General features: G+C 70.0%; 18 protein-coding genes. 4 read left to right on the top strand and 14 right to left on the bottom strand.

Annotation, left to right across the window (positions count from 1 at the left end; translation table 11 throughout):
* Positions 1–254: 254 nt before the first annotated feature.
* Together AC0KTM_RS27100 and AC0KTM_RS27095 are read left to right on the top strand one after the other, a co-directional pair.
* Entirely contained in the window at positions 255–2,588 is a 2,334-nt protein-coding gene (locus tag AC0KTM_RS27100) for a DEAD/DEAH box helicase (RefSeq protein ID WP_225326182.1), read from the top strand.
* An 80-nt stretch (positions 2,589–2,668) separates the two neighbouring features.
* A complete protein-coding gene (locus AC0KTM_RS27095; protein ID WP_225326181.1) occupies positions 2,669–3,694 on the top strand; it encodes a PAS domain-containing protein in 1,026 nt (341 codons plus the stop codon).
* Here the strand turns inward: AC0KTM_RS27095 and AC0KTM_RS27090 are convergent.
* Genes AC0KTM_RS27090 through ssd form a run of 7 tightly spaced genes read right to left on the bottom strand, consistent with a single transcriptional unit; the run spans position 3,691 to position 8,232 of the window.
* The gene (locus tag AC0KTM_RS27090; RefSeq protein WP_308011523.1) at positions 3,691–3,993 is read right to left on the bottom strand and encodes an Rv3654c family TadE-like protein; all 303 of its coding nucleotides are present in this window, start codon (positions 3,991–3,993) and stop codon (positions 3,691–3,693) included. The genes AC0KTM_RS27095 and AC0KTM_RS27090 overlap by 4 nt on opposite strands.
* 31 nt (positions 3,994–4,024) lie before the next feature.
* Positions 4,025–4,315, bottom strand: a complete 291-nt coding sequence (locus AC0KTM_RS27085) for a TadE family type IV pilus minor pilin (RefSeq protein ID WP_472417211.1) — start codon at positions 4,313–4,315, stop codon at positions 4,025–4,027.
* A 35-nt stretch (positions 4,316–4,350) separates the two neighbouring features.
* Positions 4,351–4,551 carry a DUF4244 domain-containing protein gene (locus tag AC0KTM_RS27080; protein ID WP_225326180.1) on the bottom strand — a complete coding sequence of 67 codons (201 nt, stop codon included), beginning with the start codon at positions 4,549–4,551 and terminating at the stop codon, positions 4,351–4,353.
* Between the two features lie 18 nt (positions 4,552–4,569).
* Positions 4,570–5,166, bottom strand: a complete 597-nt coding sequence (locus AC0KTM_RS27075; protein ID WP_225326179.1) for a type II secretion system F family protein — start codon at positions 5,164–5,166, stop codon at positions 4,570–4,572.
* Between the two features lie 50 nt (positions 5,167–5,216).
* The gene (locus AC0KTM_RS27070) at positions 5,217–6,017 is read right to left on the bottom strand and encodes a type II secretion system F family protein (protein ID WP_225326178.1); all 801 of its coding nucleotides are present in this window, start codon (positions 6,015–6,017) and stop codon (positions 5,217–5,219) included.
* Positions 6,014–7,177: a TadA family conjugal transfer-associated ATPase gene (locus AC0KTM_RS27065; protein ID WP_225326177.1), complete on the bottom strand. Its 1,164-nt coding sequence runs from the start codon at positions 7,175–7,177 to the stop codon at positions 6,014–6,016. Before AC0KTM_RS27065 ends, AC0KTM_RS27070 begins: the two co-directional genes overlap by 4 nt.
* Positions 7,174–8,232: a septum site-determining protein Ssd gene (gene ssd / locus AC0KTM_RS27060; protein ID WP_472417578.1), complete on the bottom strand. Its 1,059-nt coding sequence runs from the start codon at positions 8,230–8,232 to the stop codon at positions 7,174–7,176. Before ssd ends, AC0KTM_RS27065 begins: the two co-directional genes overlap by 4 nt.
* 512 nt (positions 8,233–8,744) lie before the next feature.
* On the opposite strand from ssd, the gene AC0KTM_RS27055 reads away from it, so the two are divergent.
* Positions 8,745–9,602 carry an HAD-IB family hydrolase gene (locus tag AC0KTM_RS27055; RefSeq protein ID WP_225326176.1) on the top strand — a complete coding sequence of 286 codons (858 nt, stop codon included), beginning with the start codon at positions 8,745–8,747 and terminating at the stop codon, positions 9,600–9,602.
* A gap of 449 nt (positions 9,603–10,051) precedes the next feature.
* Here AC0KTM_RS27055 and AC0KTM_RS27050 read toward each other — a convergent pair whose 3' ends face one another.
* The 6 genes from AC0KTM_RS27050 to AC0KTM_RS27025 all read right to left on the bottom strand — a co-directional run bounded on the left by AC0KTM_RS27050 (position 10,052) and on the right by AC0KTM_RS27025 (position 16,556).
* On the bottom strand, positions 10,052–10,810 hold the full coding sequence (locus AC0KTM_RS27050) for an oxidoreductase (protein ID WP_225326175.1): 759 nt from the start codon (positions 10,808–10,810) through the stop codon (positions 10,052–10,054).
* Between the two features lie 11 nt (positions 10,811–10,821).
* Complete coding sequence (locus AC0KTM_RS27045) at positions 10,822–12,459, bottom strand: dipeptide ABC transporter ATP-binding protein (protein ID WP_472417208.1); 1,638 nt, start codon at positions 12,457–12,459, stop codon at positions 10,822–10,824.
* Positions 12,456–13,331, bottom strand: a complete 876-nt coding sequence (locus tag AC0KTM_RS27040; protein WP_238955629.1) for an ABC transporter permease — start codon at positions 13,329–13,331, stop codon at positions 12,456–12,458. The genes AC0KTM_RS27045 and AC0KTM_RS27040 overlap by 4 nt, the downstream gene beginning before the upstream one ends.
* Positions 13,324–14,250 carry an ABC transporter permease gene (locus AC0KTM_RS27035; RefSeq protein ID WP_472417206.1) on the bottom strand — a complete coding sequence of 309 codons (927 nt, stop codon included), beginning with the start codon at positions 14,248–14,250 and terminating at the stop codon, positions 13,324–13,326. The genes AC0KTM_RS27040 and AC0KTM_RS27035 overlap by 8 nt, the downstream gene beginning before the upstream one ends.
* 1 nt (position 14,251) lies before the next feature.
* Positions 14,252–15,880, bottom strand: coding sequence for a peptide ABC transporter substrate-binding protein (locus AC0KTM_RS27030; protein ID WP_472417204.1), 1,629 nt, complete (start codon positions 15,878–15,880; stop codon positions 14,252–14,254).
* Positions 15,881–16,013: 133 nt separating this feature from the next.
* A complete protein-coding gene (locus tag AC0KTM_RS27025) occupies positions 16,014–16,556 on the bottom strand; it encodes a DUF4232 domain-containing protein (protein ID WP_225326170.1) in 543 nt (180 codons plus the stop codon).
* Positions 16,557–16,690: 134 nt separating this feature from the next.
* On the opposite strand from AC0KTM_RS27025, the gene acs reads away from it, so the two are divergent.
* Positions 16,691–18,646: an acetate--CoA ligase gene (acs, locus tag AC0KTM_RS27020; RefSeq protein WP_472417202.1), complete on the top strand. Its 1,956-nt coding sequence runs from the start codon at positions 16,691–16,693 to the stop codon at positions 18,644–18,646.
* A gap of 10 nt (positions 18,647–18,656) precedes the next feature.
* On the opposite strand, the gene AC0KTM_RS27015 is transcribed toward acs, so the two are convergent.
* Positions 18,657–19,355, bottom strand: a complete 699-nt coding sequence (locus AC0KTM_RS27015; protein WP_225326168.1) for a S1 family peptidase — start codon at positions 19,353–19,355, stop codon at positions 18,657–18,659.
* Positions 19,356–19,456: the final 101 nt, after the last annotated feature.

Here is a 19,456-nt window from a genome sequence, read left to right as displayed (position 1 = left end):
TCTTCTGGGTGCGGGGCATCGCCTTTCGATGCCCCGGGCCTGGTACGACCGCCATACCTCGCTGAGTCGCCGGAACTTCACCCGACCGATTAACCTCGCAGGAACCGCGGCCGCAACGTCGATCCTGCGAAAGTTTGACACGAACACAGAAGCTGCGACCGCAATTAGTCAACCATGTTCATCGCGTCGGCGACAGACTTGTGTGTTTGCCTGATGTGAAGTGCGATTCGGGCAGCGATGCCAAGCGGGGTGAGATGGCGAGTTTCGGCAGTGACCTGCTTGCCGCCGCGCTCGCCGGAACCGCGACGGACGAACGCCCGCTGCGCCACGTCGCCGAGCTGCCGCCGCGCGGCGGCCGGCCGGCCGATTGGCCGGCGTGGGCCGAGCCCGACGTGGTCAAGGCGTTCGCCGACCGCGGGATCGCCGCACCCTGGTCGCATCAGTTCGCGGCCGCGGACCTGGCCTACGCGGGCCGCCATGTGGTGGTGAGCACCGGCACCGCGTCCGGCAAGTCGCTGGCCTATCAGCTCCCCGTCCTCAACGCGCTGGCGACCGATCCGCGGGCCCGGGTGCTCTACCTGTCGCCGACCAAGGCCCTGGGGCATGACCAGCTGCGGGCCGCGCACGCACTGACCGCGGCGGTTCCGCGGCTGCATGACCCCGGTTTTGCGGTGGCGCCCACCGCCTACGACGGCGACAGCCCCGCCGAGGTGCGCCGCTTCGCGCGGGAGCGCTCCCGCTGGTTGTTCTCCAACCCCGACATGATCCATGTGTCGATCCTGCGCAACCATGCCCGCTGGGCCGTCCTGTTGCGGGGTCTTCGCTTCGTGGTGGTCGACGAATGTCATTACTACCGTGGGGTGTTCGGCTCCAATGTGGCGATGGTGCTGCGCCGCTTGTTGCGGTTGTGCGCCCGCTATTCGAGTGCGCCGACGGTGATCTTCGCCAGCGCGACAACGGATTCCCCGGGAGCGACGGCCGCCGAGCTCATCGGGCTTCCGGTTCAGGAGGTCACCGAAGACGGTTCACCCCAGGGGGCGCGGACCGTGGCACTGTGGGAACCCGCGCTGCGGGCCGACCTGGTTGGCGAGAACGGCGCGCCGGTGCGGCGCTCGGCGGGTGCGGAGGCGGCGCGCGTCATGGCCGACCTGATCGCCGAGGGAGCCCAGACCCTGACCTTCGTACGGTCGCGCCGCGCGGCGGAATTGACCGCGCTGGGCGCCCAGGCGAGGTTGGACGACATCGCCCCGGAGCTTTCCCGGACGGTGGCGTCGTATCGGGCCGGGTATCTCGCGGAGGACCGCACCGCGCTGGAGCGTGCCCTGGCCGAGGGCCGGTTGCGCGGCCTGGCCACCACCAATGCGTTGGAGCTGGGCGTCGACATCGCCGGGTTGGACGCGGTGGTGCTCGCCGGTTTTCCCGGCACCGTCGCCTCGTTCTGGCAGCAGGCCGGCCGCTCCGGACGGCGCGGCCAGGGGGCGCTGGTGGTGCTGATCGCCCGTGACGATCCGCTGGACACGTATCTGGTGCACAACCCGGCCGCGCTGCTGGACAAGCCGGTCGAGCGGGTCGTCATCGACCCCGGGAACCCGTACATCCTGAGTCCGCAATTGCTTTGCGCGGCAACCGAACTGCCGCTGGACGAGGTCGAGGTCCGCGAACTCGGCGCCACCGACGTGGCGGACGGCCTGGTCGATGACGGGCTGCTGCGGCGGCGAAGCGGCAAGTACTTTCCGGTGCCCGGTCTGGAACCGCATGCCGCGGTGGACATCCGGGGCTCGGTGGGCGGGCAGATCGTCATCGTGGAGACCGACACCGGGCGGTTGCTGGGCAGCGCCGGCGTCGGCCAGGCACCGGTCTCGGTGCACCCGGGAGCGGTGTACCTGCATCAAGGCGACAGCTACGTGGTGGACTCGCTGGACACCGAGGAGGGCATCGCCTTCGTCCACGCCGAGGACCCCGGTTATGCGACGTTCGCGCGGGAGATCACCGACATCGCCGTCACCGGCACCGGCGAGCGCTCGGCCTTCGGTCCGGTCACGCTGGGGCTGGTCCCGGTTCGGGTCACGCACCGGGTGGTGGGGTATCTGCGCCGCCGGCTCTCCGGGGAGGTGATCGACTTCATCGAATTGGACATGCCGGAGCACACGCTGGCCACCACCTCGGTGATGTACACCATCACCGAGGATGCGTTGCAGCGCAACGGTATTGACGGCACGCGGATTCCCGGGGCATTGCATGCGGCCGAGCACGCGGCCATCGGGCTGCTGCCGTTGGTCGCCAGCTGCGACCGCGGCGACATCGGCGGCTTGTCCACCGCGGTGGGACCCGAGCCCGACGGGCTGCCCAGTGTCTTCGTCTACGACGGGTATCCGGGCGGCGCGGGATTCGCCGAACGGGGCTTTCGAAAGGCCCGCACGTGGCTCGGCGCGACGGCCGGCGCCATCGAGGCGTGCGAATGCCCGCGGGGGTGCCCGTCGTGCGTGCAGTCCCCCAAGTGCGGCAACGGCAACGACCCGCTCGACAAGGCCGGCGCGGTGCAGGTGCTGCGGTTGGTCCTCGCGGAGCTGGCGCGAGAGTCACGCTGAGCAAACCGGCGGAGCCGGCGAGGTCGCCCGTCGGTTCACCCGCTCCCACGGGCGCGTCCCGTCGCCGTAAACTCAGCCGCATGGCCCACGACTGGTTGCTCGTGGAGACGCTCGGTGGGGATCCCACCGTTGTGGCGCAGGGGCGCCAACTGAAGAATCTCGTCCCGATCGCCACCTTCCTGCGCCGCAGCCCGTATCTCGCCGCGGTGCGAACCGCGATCGCCGAATCGGTGCAGACCGGGCAGGGCCTGACCAGCATCACACCCAAGCGTGATCGCATCATTCGCACCGAACCGGTGGTGATGTCCGACGGTCTCATCCACGGCGTGCACGTGTGGACCGGGCCCTCCGACATCGACCCGCCCGAGCGCCCGATTCCGGGGCCGCTGAAGTGGGACCTGACCCTGGGTGTGGCGACCGACACCCGCGAATCGCTGATCAACAGCGGCAAGAACCCCGAAGTCGAAGTCACCTTCGGCAGGGCCTTCGCCGAGGATCTCCCGTCCCGTGAACTCAACCCGAACGAGACCAAAGTGCTCGCGATGGCGGTCAAGGCCAAGCCCGACCAAACATTGTGCAGCACCTGGGATCTCACCGACTGGCGCGGCAAGGCGATCCGGATAGGTTTCGTCGCGCGCACGATCTTGGAGCCGGGGCCCGACGGCCGGGAGCACTTGGTGGCGCGAGCGATCAACTGGCAGTCCGAACTGAAGGGCCCGGCGGTGTCGACCGACGACCTGGCGCAACGGATCCTCAGCGGCCTCGCCCAGGCCGGGGTGCACCGCGCGCTGATCGACCTCAACAACTGGACCCTGTTGAAATGGCTCGACGAGCCCTGCACCTTTTACGACTGGCGACGCAGCGAGACGGGAAAGCCACGCGTTCACCCCGACGATCAGGACGTGATGACCGCCATGACAAGGGAATTCGACGGGGGCGCCACCAGTCGGGTGCTGCGCATGCCCGGGCACGACGGGGACTGGGTGCCGGTGCACATCACCGTCAACCGGGTGGAGCTGGAGCCGGATACGTACGCGGGGCTGGTCTCCCTGCGATTGCCCACCGATGACGAGCTGGTCGCCGCGGGGCTGTCACAAGCGCCCTAGTCCTTTCCTGCGACCGCCGGCCCCGCCCGCGCGGTGGCCCGTGCCGTACCGGCGACGACGACCGCCACCCGCGCCGTGATGACGACATCGAGACCGTCGACCACACAGCCGATGTCGTCGACCCGCATCGCGCGGGCGACGACCGCGGCGTGGGTGCAGGCCGCGTCGGATCCGGACGCCAGGCGCGCCGCCGCGGCCAGGGCGGCCAGGTCGGCCGCCGCCTGTGCGCGGTGACGGGCCACCACCGCCGAGCCGAGGTAGGCGGCGACGCCGGTCGCCCATAGCAGCACCACGACCATCCAGGCCGCGACCAATGTGGCCGAGCCCCGATCATCGGGGCGGCTCGACCGCGGCGACCGCCTTTGCGTCAATGACACTGGCGGGCAACAACTTCGAGTGCGCGACCACGGTGGCGACCAGGAAGTCGCCGTCGCGGTGCAGGTTGATTCGCGACCCGGCAGGGGCGAGTCGGCGAGCGGCGGCCACGGCGGAGCGTTCGTCGCCGCGAGCGGCCAGTCGGGCGGCCTCGCGCGCGGCGTCGATGCAGCGCACCTGCATCGAAACCGCGCTGACGCCGGCCAGGCACAGCACCAGCACCACCACGAGCGATGCGATGCCCAACGCCGCCTCGACGGTGCTCGCGCCGGCACTACCGGCTACACCTTGGTGTTGAGCGCACGGCCGATGATGTTGGTCAGCGCCGACACGATGGAATCTCCGGTGACCACCGCGTACAGCACCGCGCCGAACGCCGCCGCCGCTATCGTGCCGATGGCGTATTCGACCGTCGACATGCCCGACTCGTCGGCCGCCAGCACGACCACGCGCGCGGCGAATTCGCGAAACATGTTGATCATCAAGGACTTCCTTTCGTTTCACAGCAGACCCGACTGCAGCACCTCACCGGCCAATCCCGCCACCACCGGGACGATGCCCAAGCAGACGAACGCCGGCAAGAAGCACAGGCCCAGCGGCCCGGCGATGAGCACCCCGGCCCGCTCGGCGGCGGCGGTGGCCGCGTGTGCGGCGTCGTGGCGGGACTGGTCGGCCAACTCGGCGACGCCACCGGCCAGCGCCGCGCCCGAGGACGCAGAGCGCCGCGCCAACCGCAGCAGCGCGTCGACGTGCGTGTCGTCCGGGCTCGCCGGTAGGTCCGACGGAATCGCCCATGCCACAGCGGGATCGGCGCCCAGCGCCAGCAGGTCGGCGGTCCGGCGCAGGACGCGGGCCAGCTGTGGCGGCGCGGATGGCGCGGCGGCCGCCGCGGCGGTCGACACCGCCATGCCCGCCCCCAGGCACACGGCCAGCACGTCGAGACAGGACGCGACCGCCAGCGCGTCCGGGCCGCCCGTTCGCGCGGCGGTCCCCCGCGCCCGGCCGCCGCGCAGCGGCATCCCGGCACGCCGTCGCGTCAGCGAGGGACCGGGACCGATCCACAGCGCCGCGGCCAGCAGCACCGCTACGAGGTTCATGCGCCGCTCCTCCTCATCGCTTCGCTCTGCATCGTCACCGGCGCGGTTCATCACGCCACCCGATCGACGATGCGGTCCGACCACAACAGCCCGCCGCAGGCCAGCGTCGAACCGATGAGCAAGAGCCACCCGCCCACATGCCCGCCCAGCAGGAAGGCCAGCGGTCGGGCCCCGATCAGTTGACCCAGCAGCACCCCGAGCACCGGCAGGGCGGCCAGTATCGCCGCGGTCGCGCGCGCACCGGCCAGGCTCGATGCAACGCGCGCCGAGAACCGTTGCCGCTCAGCGATATCGCGCTGGGCGGCGCGCATCAGGGTCGCTATTCCCAACCCATTGTCACTGGCCAGCCGCCAGCACAGCGCGAGCCGCTCCCAATGCGCGGGTAGCGCCGACGAGCGTGCGGCGGCGGCCAGCCCGGCCGCGACATCGGCACCCAACCGGGCCCGCGCCGCCACCGAGCGCAGCGAGTCCGCGACCGCGCCGGCGGTCTCGTCGGCGGCGACGCCGAACGCGCGCACCGGATGGGAGCCCGCCCGCAGCTCACCGACGAGCACATCGAGCGCGGTTTCCAGCGCGCGGCCCTCCCGCGTCGCGCGTCGCATGCGGCGGCGACGCCGATAGCGCAGGCTCACGGTCGCGCCCACGACCGCGAAGCACAGAACGGTCGTCAGCGGCAGCAGGACCAGGGCGGCGCAGCCCACACCCACAGCCACCCAGCCCGCGCCGCGAAGCCCGTTCGACGGGAGCCGCCGGCGCGGCGACGCCGCCGGACGGAGCCGGCGCCGGGGCGAGGGCCGACCGACCACCAGCGCGAGCGACAACAGCAGCGCGCCGGCCTGCGGGCCGTTCACGCCGGCATCCGGCTTTGCAGGACGCGCCGCAGTTGCGGGGCGTCGTCGGTCATCCCCCGATCCGCGTGCCACACCGTGACCGCCCGGACCTGTCCTCGAACCGGTTGCAGCACAGCGATTTCAGCGAGTCGCCGCCGACCGGTGCGGTCGCGTTCGACATGCAGTAGCACCTGCACGGCCGCGGCGAGTTGGCTGTGCAGGGCCGCCCGATCGAGACCGCCGAGCGCGCCCAGCGCTTCCAGGCGTGCGGGGACCTCGCCGGGGTTGTTGGCGTGCACGGTGCCCGCGCCCCCGTCGTGCCCGGTGTTCAGCGCGGCCAGCAGGTCGACCACTTCGGCGCCCCTGACCTCGCCGACCACGATGCGGTCGGGCCGCATCCGCAGCGCCTGCCGGACCAGTTGGCGCACCGGGACTTCGCCGACGCCTTCGACGTTGGCGCACCGCGCGACGAGTTTCACCAGATGCGGGTGCCGCGGCGCCAATTCGGCGGCATCCTCGACGCAGACGATCCGTTCGGCGGGCGGCACGGCGCCCAACATCGCGGCCAGCAAAGTCGTCTTGCCCGCGCCGGTTCCGCCGCTCACCAAAAACGCCAGCCGGGCGGCGATGATGTCGGCGACCAGCGCAGCGGCCGCGGGCTCGATCGCACCCGCGGCGGTCAGGGCCGCCAAGTCCTGGCTGGCCGGCCGCAGCACCCGCAGCGACAAACAGGTGCCGGCGGCGGCCACCGGCGGCAGCACGGCATGTAGCCGCACCGCGAACCCCCCGGCCCCGATGCCGGTCAGCTCGCCGTCTACCCAGGGCTGCGCGTCGTCCAGCCGCCGTCCGGCGGCCAGCGCCAGTCGCTGCGCCAAGCGCCGCACCGCGGCCTCGTCGCGGAAGCGAATCCCCGTTCGGCGCAAGCCGTTGCCGTCGTCGACCCATACCGCGTCCGGTGCCGTGACCAAGACGTCGGTCGTACCGTCCGCGCACAGCAGCGGTTCGAGAACGCCGGCGCCGGTCAGTTCGGTCTGCAGCACACGGAGATTGGCCAGCACCTCGGTGTCGCCGAGCATCCCGCCGGACTCGGCCCGGATCGCGGCGGCCACCACCGAAGGCCCCAGCGGCCCGGCTTCGCCGGCCAGTCGCTCGCGGACGCGCTCGATCAGCGAACCACTCACGCCGCCCGACCGTTCCGCGCCGCCCGCGCGCCGGCGGGCGGCAGCACCCCAAGCACCTCGCGGGCCGCCGCCGCGAGCGCCGACCGCCGCCCCAATCGCAGGCCGCCGCGTTCCACCTGCTCGCCGAGTTGCGGCTGCGCTTTGATCGCCGCCAGCAACGGCAGGCCGGCGATCTCGGCGACCTCCGCCGCCCGCAGTCCTCCCGGCGACGGTCCCCGCACCACCAGGCCCACGTTGGGATTGACGGACGCCAGGGCCGGCGCCATCGCCGTGGTCGCCGCGCAGGCCCGCACGTCACAGCGGCTGGCGACCACGACAAGGTCGGCGGCGCTCAAGGCGGCCTGGGTCGCGTCGGTGAAGCGGCGAGGCAGGTCGCAGATCACGCTGACCGCGCCCCGACGGCCCGCCTCGACGATGGCGTGCACCGCCCCGGCGTCCACCTCGTACCCGCGCCGAGTTCCGGAGAGCACGCTGATTCCGCGGTGTCGCGGCAACGCATCGCGCACCGCCGGCCAGGTGAGCCGCCCACCGCGCAGCGCAAGGTCCGGCCAGCGCAACCCCGGCGCGTTTTCACCGCCGAGCAACAATTCGATGCCGCCACCCCACGGGTCGAGGTCCACCAGCAGCGCTTCGCTGGCGGCGTGAGCCAGGGCGACCGCGAGCACAGAGGCGCCGGCGCCGCCGCAGCCCCCGATGACGGCGACCGCGTGGCCGCGCGACCCGTCGTCGCGCGACGACTCGGCGGCTTCGGCGAGTTCACCAACCAGCTCGGCCGCGTGCCCGGGCAGTCGCAGCACGTGCCCGGCGCCGACGCCGACGGCGGCCGCCCACGTCGTCGGGTCGGGCTCGGCCGCGGTCACTACGGTCACGTGATCGCGGCGTGGCAGCGCCCAGCGCTCGCAGCGCACCGCGGCCCCCGCGTCCAGCACGATGGCCGCGGCCGCCTCCCAGGTCTTGCGGCTCACCGGCGTCGCGTCGCCGGCATGCACGACGCGAATCCCGGCCGCTGCCGCCACGCGCTCCACCTCGGCGCGCAGTTCGGGCTCCGCCAGCATCGCCAATACACCCGCAGAACCCTCGGCGCGGTGGGCGGCTTCGGTCGTGGAGGTGCCGGTCATCCGCCCACTGTGCGGGGCCCCAACCTTGGCACACCAGTCCCAAACGCGGATTTGGGGATAGAGACGTGAGTGTGCACAAACCGCGCGCGGCGGCGGTGCGCCAGCGACGACGGACGAACTCCCCGCAACGCATCGAGGGCCAATCCCAGCGCCCGAAACCGGGGGGAAACGGCCCAAAAAGACCCGAGAAAAGGGACGACCCCCGCCAGGGGGGGAGGAGGCGAGGGTCGTCGTGTATCAGCCCCGGGGGGTCGGGCTGATACACCCTCGGCTCAGGCCGAGTAATGCTTACTATACACATGACAGTCCGCAATAACGCAATAGATCATTTACTGAAAAATGACCTTGAGCCGCGAAAACACTGCTCCACCGGCCACCCGCACGGCCCTGAGCGGCCATTTCCGGTGCGGGACCACGGCACGACGGCACCGCCGACCTATGCTGGGTCCGTGACCGTCTTCGACCCGGCTGCCGAGCAGTCAGCCGCGGGCCAATCAGCGGCAAGCACCACGTCCCGCGCCCGCACGGCGGCCTTCTTCGACCTCGACAAGACGATCATCGCCAAGTCCAGCACGCTGGCGTTCAGCAAACCGTTTTTCGCACAGGGCCTGCTCAATCGCCGCGCCGTGCTCAAGTCCAGCTACGCCCAGTTCATCTATTTGCTCTCCGGTGCCGATCATGACCAGATGGATCGGATGCGGGCGCACATGACCAATATGTGCACCGGCTGGGACGTGGAACAGGTCAAATCGATCGTCAACGAGACGCTGCACGACATCGTGACCCCGCTGGTGTTCGCCGAAGCCGCCGATCTGATCGCCGCCCACAAATTGTGCGGGCGTGACGTCGTGGTGGTCTCGGCCTCGGGCGAGGAAATCGTCGCGCCGATCGCCCGGGCCCTGGGCGCCACCCACGCGATGGCCACCCGGATGGTCGTCGAGGACGGTCGGTACACCGGCGAGATCGCGTTCTACTGCTACGGCGAGGGCAAGGTCCAAGCGATCCGCGAGCTGGCCGCTCGCGAGGGCTATCCGCTCGAACACTGCTACGCCTACTCCGACTCGATCACCGACCTGCCGATGCTCGAGACGGTCGGTCACCCCAGCGTCGTCAATCCCGACCGCGGGTTGCGGAGGGAAGCCGTCGAACGCGGCTGGCCCGTGATGTCCTTCTCCCGCCCGGTGTCCTTGCGGGACCGCATCCCGGCGCCGTCCGGCGCGGCGATCGCCACCACCGCGGCGGTGGGCATCAGCGCGCTCGCCGCCGGCGCGGTCACCTACTCGCTGTTGCGCCGCTACGCGTTCTAAGCCACAGCAAACACGTGAGGCGCGCCATCCAATGCGCCTTGGCGGCATTCGCCAAATTGGGCCTTGCTGTGCTAAGGGTCTAGTAGTACAAAGGAACCACGGAAGCCCGGTGAGGCCTAGGTCGATCCGGAAGAGAAGGTTCGATCTCCCGATCCGGGCGCCCAGCACGGTGCCCGGCACCCACGCGGAGTCATAGCCGCGAAAATGGCAGAAGTGTTGCGGGCCTGCGTAATTGCGAAAAGCGGAAGTGTCGACGGCCCTTTGGGTGGGGCTGCAACCAGAAGCGTCGCAAGATCGCCGAGGCCAACCCACGCAGCCCCGAAATGCACGCTTGGTAACCGAGTCCCGTGCTAGCGGGCGGCGGACCGATCATTCGGAACGTCGCCCGCTCTACACTTTTCCGGCCCTTTTCCGGTGCCGATTTCCCGGCCTTTCGGCCCCTGCTTCAGCTACCGATTCGACATCGAGTCGGCGATCGCCAGAGCCTCTTTCGCACCGGCTTGCATCGCTCGGCAACACAGCACCAGCCACGCGCCCACCCCCTCGCGCGTGCCATCGGCGAAACCCTGTGCCGCGTCGCGGTACGCCGCGGGCTGACGCATCCAGCTGACCTCGGGCACCCCCAAGCCGTGCGGGTCCAGCCCGCTGGCGATGGTCACCAACCTCGACACCGCGCGGGCGACCACGCCGTCCGAACTGCCGAATGGCTTCAGCGTCAACAACTCACCGTGCGCGACCGCGGCGATCACCGGGGCCGGCGCCTGGGTGCGGCCATTCACCAACTCCGCCAACAGCTCCAGCCGCGGCCCTACGCCCGCATCGGCGCGCGGGCGACCCAGGTGCTCGGCGTCGGTCTGATCGGCCGCGGCCAGCATGTGCAGACGGGCAAGCGCCTGCAGGGGCGCGCGCCGCCAGATGCCCACAACGGGGCCTTCGCCGCCCTCGAGCGCCTGCGCCACCCGGAGCGCGCCCGCGAACACCGGATCGCTGACCTTTCCGGCGTCGGCGAGATCCTCCAGTCGGATGGGACCGCCGTCGAGAACCGACGACGCGCGCGCCGCCCGCAGCGCGGCCTCGGCGGCGGTCACGGGCCAGCCGCGCAAGTTGGCCCGGTGGCGATGGGCGCGCCCCAGCGCCTCGCGGGCGCGGTCGCTCGCCTCGGCGACGCCGGGCAGTTCCATCAGGGGGGCCAGAGGATCAGCCGTCACAGCTTGACAACCTATCTCCGTCGGATTGTCCGCGCGTGCGGGATAGCCTCCAACAGCTGCCTCGTGTACTCGTGGCCGGGGCGAGTGAACAGCTCCTCGGTGGGCGCGTGCTCCACCGCGCGGCCCGCGCGCATCACCAACACGTCGTCGGCGATCTGCCGGATCACCGCGAGGTCATGGCTGATGAACAAGTAGGCCAGCCCCAGTTCGGCCTGCAGATCGGCCAACAGGTCCAGGATCTGCGCCTGAACCAGAACGTCGAGCGCCGACACCGCCTCGTCGCACACCAGCACTTCGGGACGCAACGCCAGCGCGCGAGCGATCGCCACCCGTTGGCGTTGGCCACCGGACAGTTCGCGGGGCAGGCGATCCAATACCGACGACGGCAGCGCCACCTGGTCGACGAGGTCATGCACCGCTTGTGCGCGCTGCCTGCGGTCGCCGACCCGGTGAATCCGCAACGGTTCCTCGATGGCACGAAACACCGAGTACATGGGATCCAGGCTGCTGTAAGGATTTTGAAACACCGGCTGCACCCGCCGGCGGAAAGCAAGCTGCGCGTCCCGGGGCATCGCGTCGTCGATTCGGGTGCCGTCGAAAACCACCGCGCCCGAGGTGGGCGGCAGCAGGCCGAGCACCATCCGCGCCAGGGTCGATTTTCCCGACCCCGATTCCCCGGCGATCGCCAGCGTGCGCGCGCGGCGCAGCCGAAACGACACCGCATCGACGGCGCGGAATTCGCCGCGCCGCCACGGAACACCGTGGGATTCGCGGTAGACCTTGGTCAACTCGGAGGCGACGAGGATTTCGTCGGCGTCGCCCTCGTCCGGCTGCCCGGCTCTCGGACGCGACCGCGCGGCGCCCCGGACCGCCAGTGCAGGAGCCGCGGCGACCAGCCGGCGGGTGTATTCGTGCTGCGGGCTTTGCAAGATCGACTGCGCCGCACCGGATTCCACCACGACGCCGCGATGGACGACGACCACGGACTCGGCACGCTCCGCGGCCAGGGCCAGGTCGTGCGTGATCAGCAGCAGCGCCGTGCCCAGTTCGGTGGTGAGCCGCTGCAGGTGGTCGAGCACACGCCGCTGCACCGTGACATCCAGCGCGGACGTCGGCTCGTCGGCGATCAACAGCCGCGGCCGGCCCGCCAACCCGATCGCGATCAGCGCACGTTGGCACATGCCGCCGGACAGCTGATGCGGGTAGCGCCCGGCGTCTTTCACCGGGTCCGACATCCCCGCCGCGGCGAGCAGCTCCACCGCGCGTTCACGGGTGTGCGGGTCGGAGGTGTTGGCCCGCAACGCTTCCCGGATCTGAAAGCCGACCTTCCACACCGGGTTCAGGTTGGTCATCGGATCCTGCGGAATGTAGCCGATCTCCCGACCCCGGATCGCACGCATCGCTCGGCGGTCGGCGGCCGAGATGTCGACGCCGTCGAACACGATGCGCCCGCCGGTGATTCGCCCGCCCGGCGGAAGGAGTCCGAGGATCGCCGCGGCGGTGGTGGATTTCCCCGATCCCGATTCGCCCACGACGGCGACGGTCTGACCGGGCAGCACGGACAGGTCCAGGCCACACACCGCGGCCTGACCGCCGAAACTGACTTCCAGGCCGTCCACCAACAGCAGTGGCGGGGCGGTTGCGCTCATGCCCGCCACGCCCTCGACGCCGGATCCAGCGCGTCGCGCAGCGCGTCGCCCATCATCATGAAGGCCAACACGGTCATGGCCAGGGCGCCGGCGGGATAGAACAGGATGGGCGAGCCCGCCCGCAGCCGCGTCTGGGCGAGATTGATGTCGCCGCCCCACGACACCACCGAGGTCGGCAATCCGACACCGAGGTACGACAAGGTGGCCTCGGTGACGATGAAAAGGCCGAGGGCGATGGTGGCCACCGCGATGACCGGGCCCAGGGCGTTGGGTAGCGCGTGCCGGAGCAGGATCTGAAACCTGCTCATCCCCAACGCTTTAGCGGCGAGGACGTAGTCGCTTGCGCGCACCGAGAGCACCGCACCGCGCGCGATCCTGGCCACCTGCGGCCAACCGAACAACGCGAGGATCGCGATCACCGTCCACACCGTGCGATGGTGCAGGACCTGCATGAGCACGATCGCGGCAAGCAGCAACGGCAGCCCGAAGAACACGTCGGTGACACGGGAGACCACCGCGTCGATCCAGCCGCCGTAGAAGCCGGCCAACGCGCCCAGCGCGCCGCCCACGACGAACACGATCGCGGCGGCCCCCAGGCCGACCGTGACCGAGGCGCGCGCGCCGTACACCGTGCGCGCGTACACGTCGTGGCCCTGCAAGTCGGTGCCGAACCAGTGCGCGCGCGACGCGGGCAGCAGGCTCTGGCCGGGATCGGCATAAGTCGGATCCACGGATGTGAACAACGCCGGAAACATCGCGACGGCAACGATGAACGCGATCAACAGCGCCGCACCGATGAACTTCGGGCGCCGGTGCAAGCGCCGCCACGTGTCGCGCCAGAATCCGCCCCGTGCGGTGTTCGGCTCAGCCATAACGGATCCGGGGATCCAGCGCGGCGTACAGCAGATCCACCATCAGATTGGTGAGCAGGTAGATCATCACCAGCACGGTCACGACCGAGACCACGGTGGGCGCCTCTTGCCGGGTGACGGCTTGGTAGAGCACCCCGCCGATGCCGTGAATGTTGAAGATGCCTTCGGTCACGATGGCACCGCCCATCAGCGCGCCCAGGTCCGCTCCCAGAAACGTCACGACGGGGATCAGCGAGTTGCGCAGGATGTGCACCGTCACAACCCGGGGCCGTGACAATCCTTTGGCGGTGGCGGTGCGCACGTAGTCGGCATGCGCGTTGGCGGCCACCGCCGACCGGGTCAACCGCACCACATAAGCGAAAGACACCGAGCCCAGCACGATTCCGGGTAACAGCAGGCGCGCGAAGGTGGCTCGTTGTCCCACCGTCACGGGGGCGATGCCCAACCGGACCCCGAACACGAACTGCGCGAGGAATCCCAGCACGAAGATGGGGATCGCGATGATGACCAGGCCGGTGATCAACACCGTCGAATCGAAAAGGCCACCCGCACGCAGGCCCGCGACCAGCCCGAACCCGATTCCCAGCACCGCCTCGACGGCCAGGGCGATCAACGACAGCCGCAGGGTGACCGGAAACGCGTGTGCGAGAACGTCACTGACGGGAAGCCCGGAGTAGGCGCGGCCCAGGTCGCCATGCAAAACGCCGCCGAGGTAGCGCAAGTACTGCACGATGAACGGGTCGTCGAGGTGATAGCGGGTGCGCAGCTGCGCGGCGACGGCCGGCGTCAGGGGGCGATCGCCGGCGATCGCGGCCAAGGGGTCGCCGGGCAGCAGGAAGACCATGCCGTAGATCAGCAACGTGGCGCCGAGGAACACGGGCACCATGACGGCGATCCGGCGCGCGATGTACCAGCCCATGTCAAGCCTTGACGATGTTCTCGTAGTCGGGCAGCCCGTTCCAGGTGACCGTGACGTTGCTGACCTCGGGTGACCATCCGACCACGCTGATGTAGTTCCACAGCGGAACAACGGGCATGTCGTGGAACAGGATTCGTTGGGCGTCGTTGGCCAGCCCGGTGGCCTGCGCCAGGTCGGGTGCGGCTTCGGCGGCCGCCAGCGCGGCGTCGAACTTCTCGCTGGAGTAGCCGACGTCGTTGGATCCCGCGCCGGTGCCGAACAGCGGGGCGAGGAATTCGATCATCGACGGGTAGTCGCCCTGCCATCCGGCGCGAAACGCGGTGGCGATGCTGCGGTTGGTGATCTGGGTGCGAAACCCCGCGAAGGTCGGTTGCGGCGCGCCTGCCGCGTCGATGCCGAGCGCGTTCTTGATGCTGTTGGCCACGGCGTCCACCCAGTCCTGGTGTCCCGCGTCGGCGTTGTAGGCGATCGCGTAGCGTCCGCTCCAGGCCGAGATCGCATCGGCCTGCGCCCAAAGTCGCCGCGCCCGATCGGGATTGAAGTCCAACGCGTCACTGCCGGCGATGTTCGGATCGAACCCCGGCAGTGATCGGGCGGTGAAATCGCGCGCGGGACTGCGGGTGTCGGCGAAGATCTGCCGGGAGATCTGCGGCCGGTTGATGGCGGCCGACAGCGCCAGGCGGCGCAGCCGGCCTTCCTCGCCCCCGAAATGCGGCAGCCGCAACGGGGTGTCGAGGCTCTGGTTTATCGCGGCCGGGCCGCTGGTGACCTTGTCGCCGAGGTCGCGCTTGTAGACCGGCAGGGCGCTGGGCGGGATGGTGTCCAGCACGTCGAGGTTGCCCGACAGCAGGTCGGCGTAGGCGGTGTCCAGGTTCGCGTAGAACTCGAAGCGCAGCCCCTTGTTGTGTGGCTTGCGGTTGCCGCGATATCCGGGGTTGGGCCGCAAGTCGATTCGGACGTTGTGCTCCCACGCCGGACCGTCCGGGCCTTGTGCGAGTTGGTACGGTCCGTTGCCGATCGGGTGCTGGCCGAACCCGCTCATGTCCCGGAAGGCGGCCGCCGGCAACGGATAGAAGGCGCTGTGTCCCAACCGCATCCTGAAGTCGATGGTCGGCGCCTTGAGCCGGACGGTGAACTCCAGGTCGTTGATCACCCGCAGCCCGGACATCGTGGTCGCGGTCGGCTTGCCGTCTCCGGTGAGGCCGGCGACCGCGTCGAAGCCGTCGATTGGGCCGAAGAAGCATTGCTGCAGTTGGGCATTGGTGCTCAGCGCGCCATAGTTCCAGGCGTCGACGAACGAATGCGCCGTCACCGGTGAGCCGTCGGTGAACGTCCAGCCGGGTTTGAGGATGACGCGGTAGTTGACGTTGTCGGTGGTGTCGATCGACTGGGCGACCTCGGGCGACGGGTGGCCGGCGGCATCGTAGGACATCAGGCCGGCGAAGAGCCGGTCGAGGATCCGGCCACCCTGGCTGTCGTTGGTGCCGGTCGGGATCAGTGGGTTGGGTGGTTCGCCGCCGTTGACCACCACCAGATCCGGACTCAGCACACCGCCGCCGCATCCGGCCAGCGAGGCGACCACGAGCATCGCGGCGACGACCGGGGCCAGCAAGGCCGGCGGGGTCCGCATCGCACGCATGACACCCGACCCTAGGGCCTGAAGTCGTGCGGGGGTGAAGTGCCACGACCGCGTCTGCGACCTAGAACCCCCGGGTGGTCGTCCCCGCGCGCGTCTACTGTCTGGCCAGGGCCGACTGACTCGCTCAGACCGCGGTGACGGGATGCACCTGCAACTCGCAGGCCTCGATGGTGGCCGACACCGTCACCACGTTGGTGGTGCCGGGCGGATTGACGAGCAAGTCCGTGTAGGTGGGGCACGGCTTTCCCTCACCGTCGACGGCGACGCCCTCGACGATCGCCTGGCCCTGGGTCGAGATGGACAGGATGACGGCGGGCGCGACGTTGACGCCGCTGGGCAGGCCGCCCATGTATCCGCGCAACGTGGGCCGGGCGTGCACCAATGGGCCGCCGGCGCCCGAGTCGACCCCGGCGTATCCGGCGATGGTGCAGGGCTCCGCGCCGCCGGCGAGGGTGAAGATCAGGGTCACCGCGCGGTGCCCCACCGCGGCCTCCGTCGGGGAGGCGGACACGGCGATCTGGTCCGACCAGCACGGCGTCGGCGCGTCGACGGTGTCGGCCGGCATGGCCGACGCGGGCCACCCCAGCACCGCGGCGGCGGCGTAAGTCGTTGCGGCCGCGGCGAAGCTGGGGGCTAGTCGGCGGATGCTCCGCCCATGACCCGGCACACGGTGATTATCCGCCCTGAGGGCACACTTTGACCCCGGATTCGGCACACAACTGCCGCTCGCAGAGCCACGCCGCACACAGCTAGGCTCGCAGTCGGCCAGCCAACGGCGCAGTCTCGACACAGGAGAAGCCAGTGACCGCAACCCACCCTGCGGGCCCCTCGTCGTATCCCCCGTCGGCGCACTTCGTCGAACAGGCCAACGCGGGCGAGGAGCTGTACCGCGAAGCCGAACAGGACCGGCTGGCCTTCTGGGCGAACCAGGCCAATCGGCTGTCCTGGGCAACGCCGTTCACCGAGGTGCTGGACTGGTCCGACGCGCCGTTCGCCAAGTGGTTCGCCGACGGCAAGCTCAACGTCGCGTACAACTGCGTCGATCGCCACGTCGAGGCCGGCCACGGGGATCGCATCGCCATCCACTGGGAGGGCGAGCCGGTCGGTGACCACCGCAGCCTGACCTACGCGCAGCTGCAAGCCGAAGTCTGCAAGGCCGCCAACGCGCTGACCGATCTCGGCCTGGTAGCCGGTGACCGCGTCGCGATCTACCTGCCGCTGATCCCCGAGGCGGTGATCGCGATGCTGGCCTGCGCGCGCCTGGGCGTCATGCACAGCGTCGTGTTCGCGGGCTTCACCGCCAAAGCGTTGCAGGCCCGCATCGCCGACGCCGACGCCAAGCTGCTGATCACCAGCGACGGGCAATTCCGCCGCGGCAAGCCCGCGCCCCTCAAGGACGCCGCCGACGAGGCGGTTGCGGGCCCGGACAGCCCCATCGAGCACGTTGTGGTGGTGCGGCGCACCGGAATTGACGTGTCCTGGGATGACGACCGCGACCTGTGGTGGCACGACGTCGTGGACGCCGCCTCCCCCGAACACACCCCGGAGCCGTTCGGCGCCGAGCAGCCGTTGTTCCTGCTGTACACCTCGGGCACCACCGGCAAGCCCAAGGGCATCGTGCACACCAGCGGCGGCTACCTGACACACGCCGCCTACACGCACCACTACGTCTTCGACATCAAGGCCGACACCGACGTGTTCTGGTGCACCGCCGACATCGGCTGGGTCACCGGACACACCTACGGTGTATACGGTCCGCTGGCCAACGGGGTCACCGAGGTGCTCTACGAAGGCACACCCGACAGCCCGACCCAGCACCGTCATTTCGACATCATCGAAAAATACGGTGTGACAATCTATTACACGGCGCCCACGCTGATTCGCACATTCATGAAGTGGGGCCGCGAGATCCCCGATGCGCACGACCTGTCCAGCCTGCGGCTGCTGGGGTCGGTCGGCGAGCCGATCAACCCCGAAGCGTGGCGCTGGTACCGGAAGGTGATCGGCGCCGAGCGCCTCCCGATCGTCGACACCTGGTGGCAGACCGAGACGGGCGCCACGATGATCTCCCCGTTGCCGGGGGTCGCTGCGGCCAAACCGGGTTCGGCGATGAGGCCGCTGCCGGGGGTCTCGGCGAAGATCGTCGACGACCACGGCGAGGAGCTGCCGCCGCCGGGCGAGGACAAGGGCGAGCACGTCACCGGCTACCTGGTGCTGGACCAGCCGTGGCCGTCGATGCTGCGCGGCATCTGGGGCGATCCGCAACGTTATGTCGAGACCTACTGGTCCCGATTCGCCGAGCAAGGCTGGTATTTCGCCGGTGACAGCGCCTATTACGACGCCGACGGCGACATCTGGGTGGTCGGCCGCATCGACGACGTGATGAACGTGTCGGGCCATCGGCTCTCCACGGCCGAGGTGGAGTCGGCGTTGGTCGGCCACGCCGCGGTGGCCGAGGCGGCGGTGGTCGGCGCGACCGACGAGACAACCGGTCAGGCCATCTGCGCGTTCGTCGTCCTGTGCGCGGATTTCGAGGTGCACGACGGAATCGTCGACGACCTGCGCGTCGAGGTGGCCCGGGAGATCTCCCCCATCGCGCGTCCGCGCGAGGTGCACGTGGTGCCCGAGCTGCCCAAGACCCGCAGCGGCAAGATCATGCGCAGGCTGTTGCGCGACATCGCCGAGAACCGCGAATTGGGCGACACCTCAACGCTGCTCGACCCCGGCGTGTTCGACGCGATCAGGGCGGCGAAGTAGCCGGTGCCGTTCAGGCCGGCAGCGGGCTGAACCCCGCACCGGGGCGGTGCTTGGCGTTGATGTCGCCCAGGATCGCGTTGAAGGACTGGACCACCGCCGGGGTGTGCAACGGGATGTACTTGACGATGCATGTCGGCAGGTTGTCGCTGAACGCGCCGTGGATCATTCCGACCAACTCATTGTTGACGGTCACCGGCGCGCCGGAATCACCCGGTTGGCCACAGACCTGCATCACGATGGTGCCCGGGGTCTGGCCCGCCCCCCAGGTGACGCCGCACGAATTGCCGGTGGTGCGGCCCTGTTTGCAGGCGATCTCGCCGAAGGCCGGGTCCGGGCCGATGCCGCTGATCAAGAAGCCGTTGAAGTTCGCCACCGGTGTCACCTTGGCCGGATCGAACTTGATCACCGCGTAGTCGAGGTTGTCGTTGCCGGCGACCATGGTGCCCAATATCCCCGCGTTTTCCGCGCCCTCGGCGGCGACCTGAGCGCCCGGGCCCCCGCAATGCGCAGAGGTGAAGCCGATGAGCTCGCCCGCGGCATCCCCACCGATGGTGGTCAGCGTGCACATGGTGTCGCCGTTGACAACGATGCCCGCCCCACCCCCCAGCGGGATCCTGACATCAGCGGCGGCGGCGTGGCCATGCGAACCGAGCACGGCCACGAGCAGGGCAACCATCGCCACCAAGAAGCATCGGTGCGCCCTCCGCACAGCCTCACTCCCATCGTCGGCCGGACATCGCGACCGGCTTGGCCGAGTGTAATCGGCCGGGGAGCCATGTTCGCTTCGGCCGCGCGTCCCGGCCGACCGTG

The sequence above is a fragment of the Mycobacterium sp. NTMscope_Eco_3 genome (assembly GCF_976985685.1).
The sequence above is the reverse complement of the archived record's forward strand: the minus strand, read 5'-3'. Positions and strand labels throughout refer to the sequence as shown.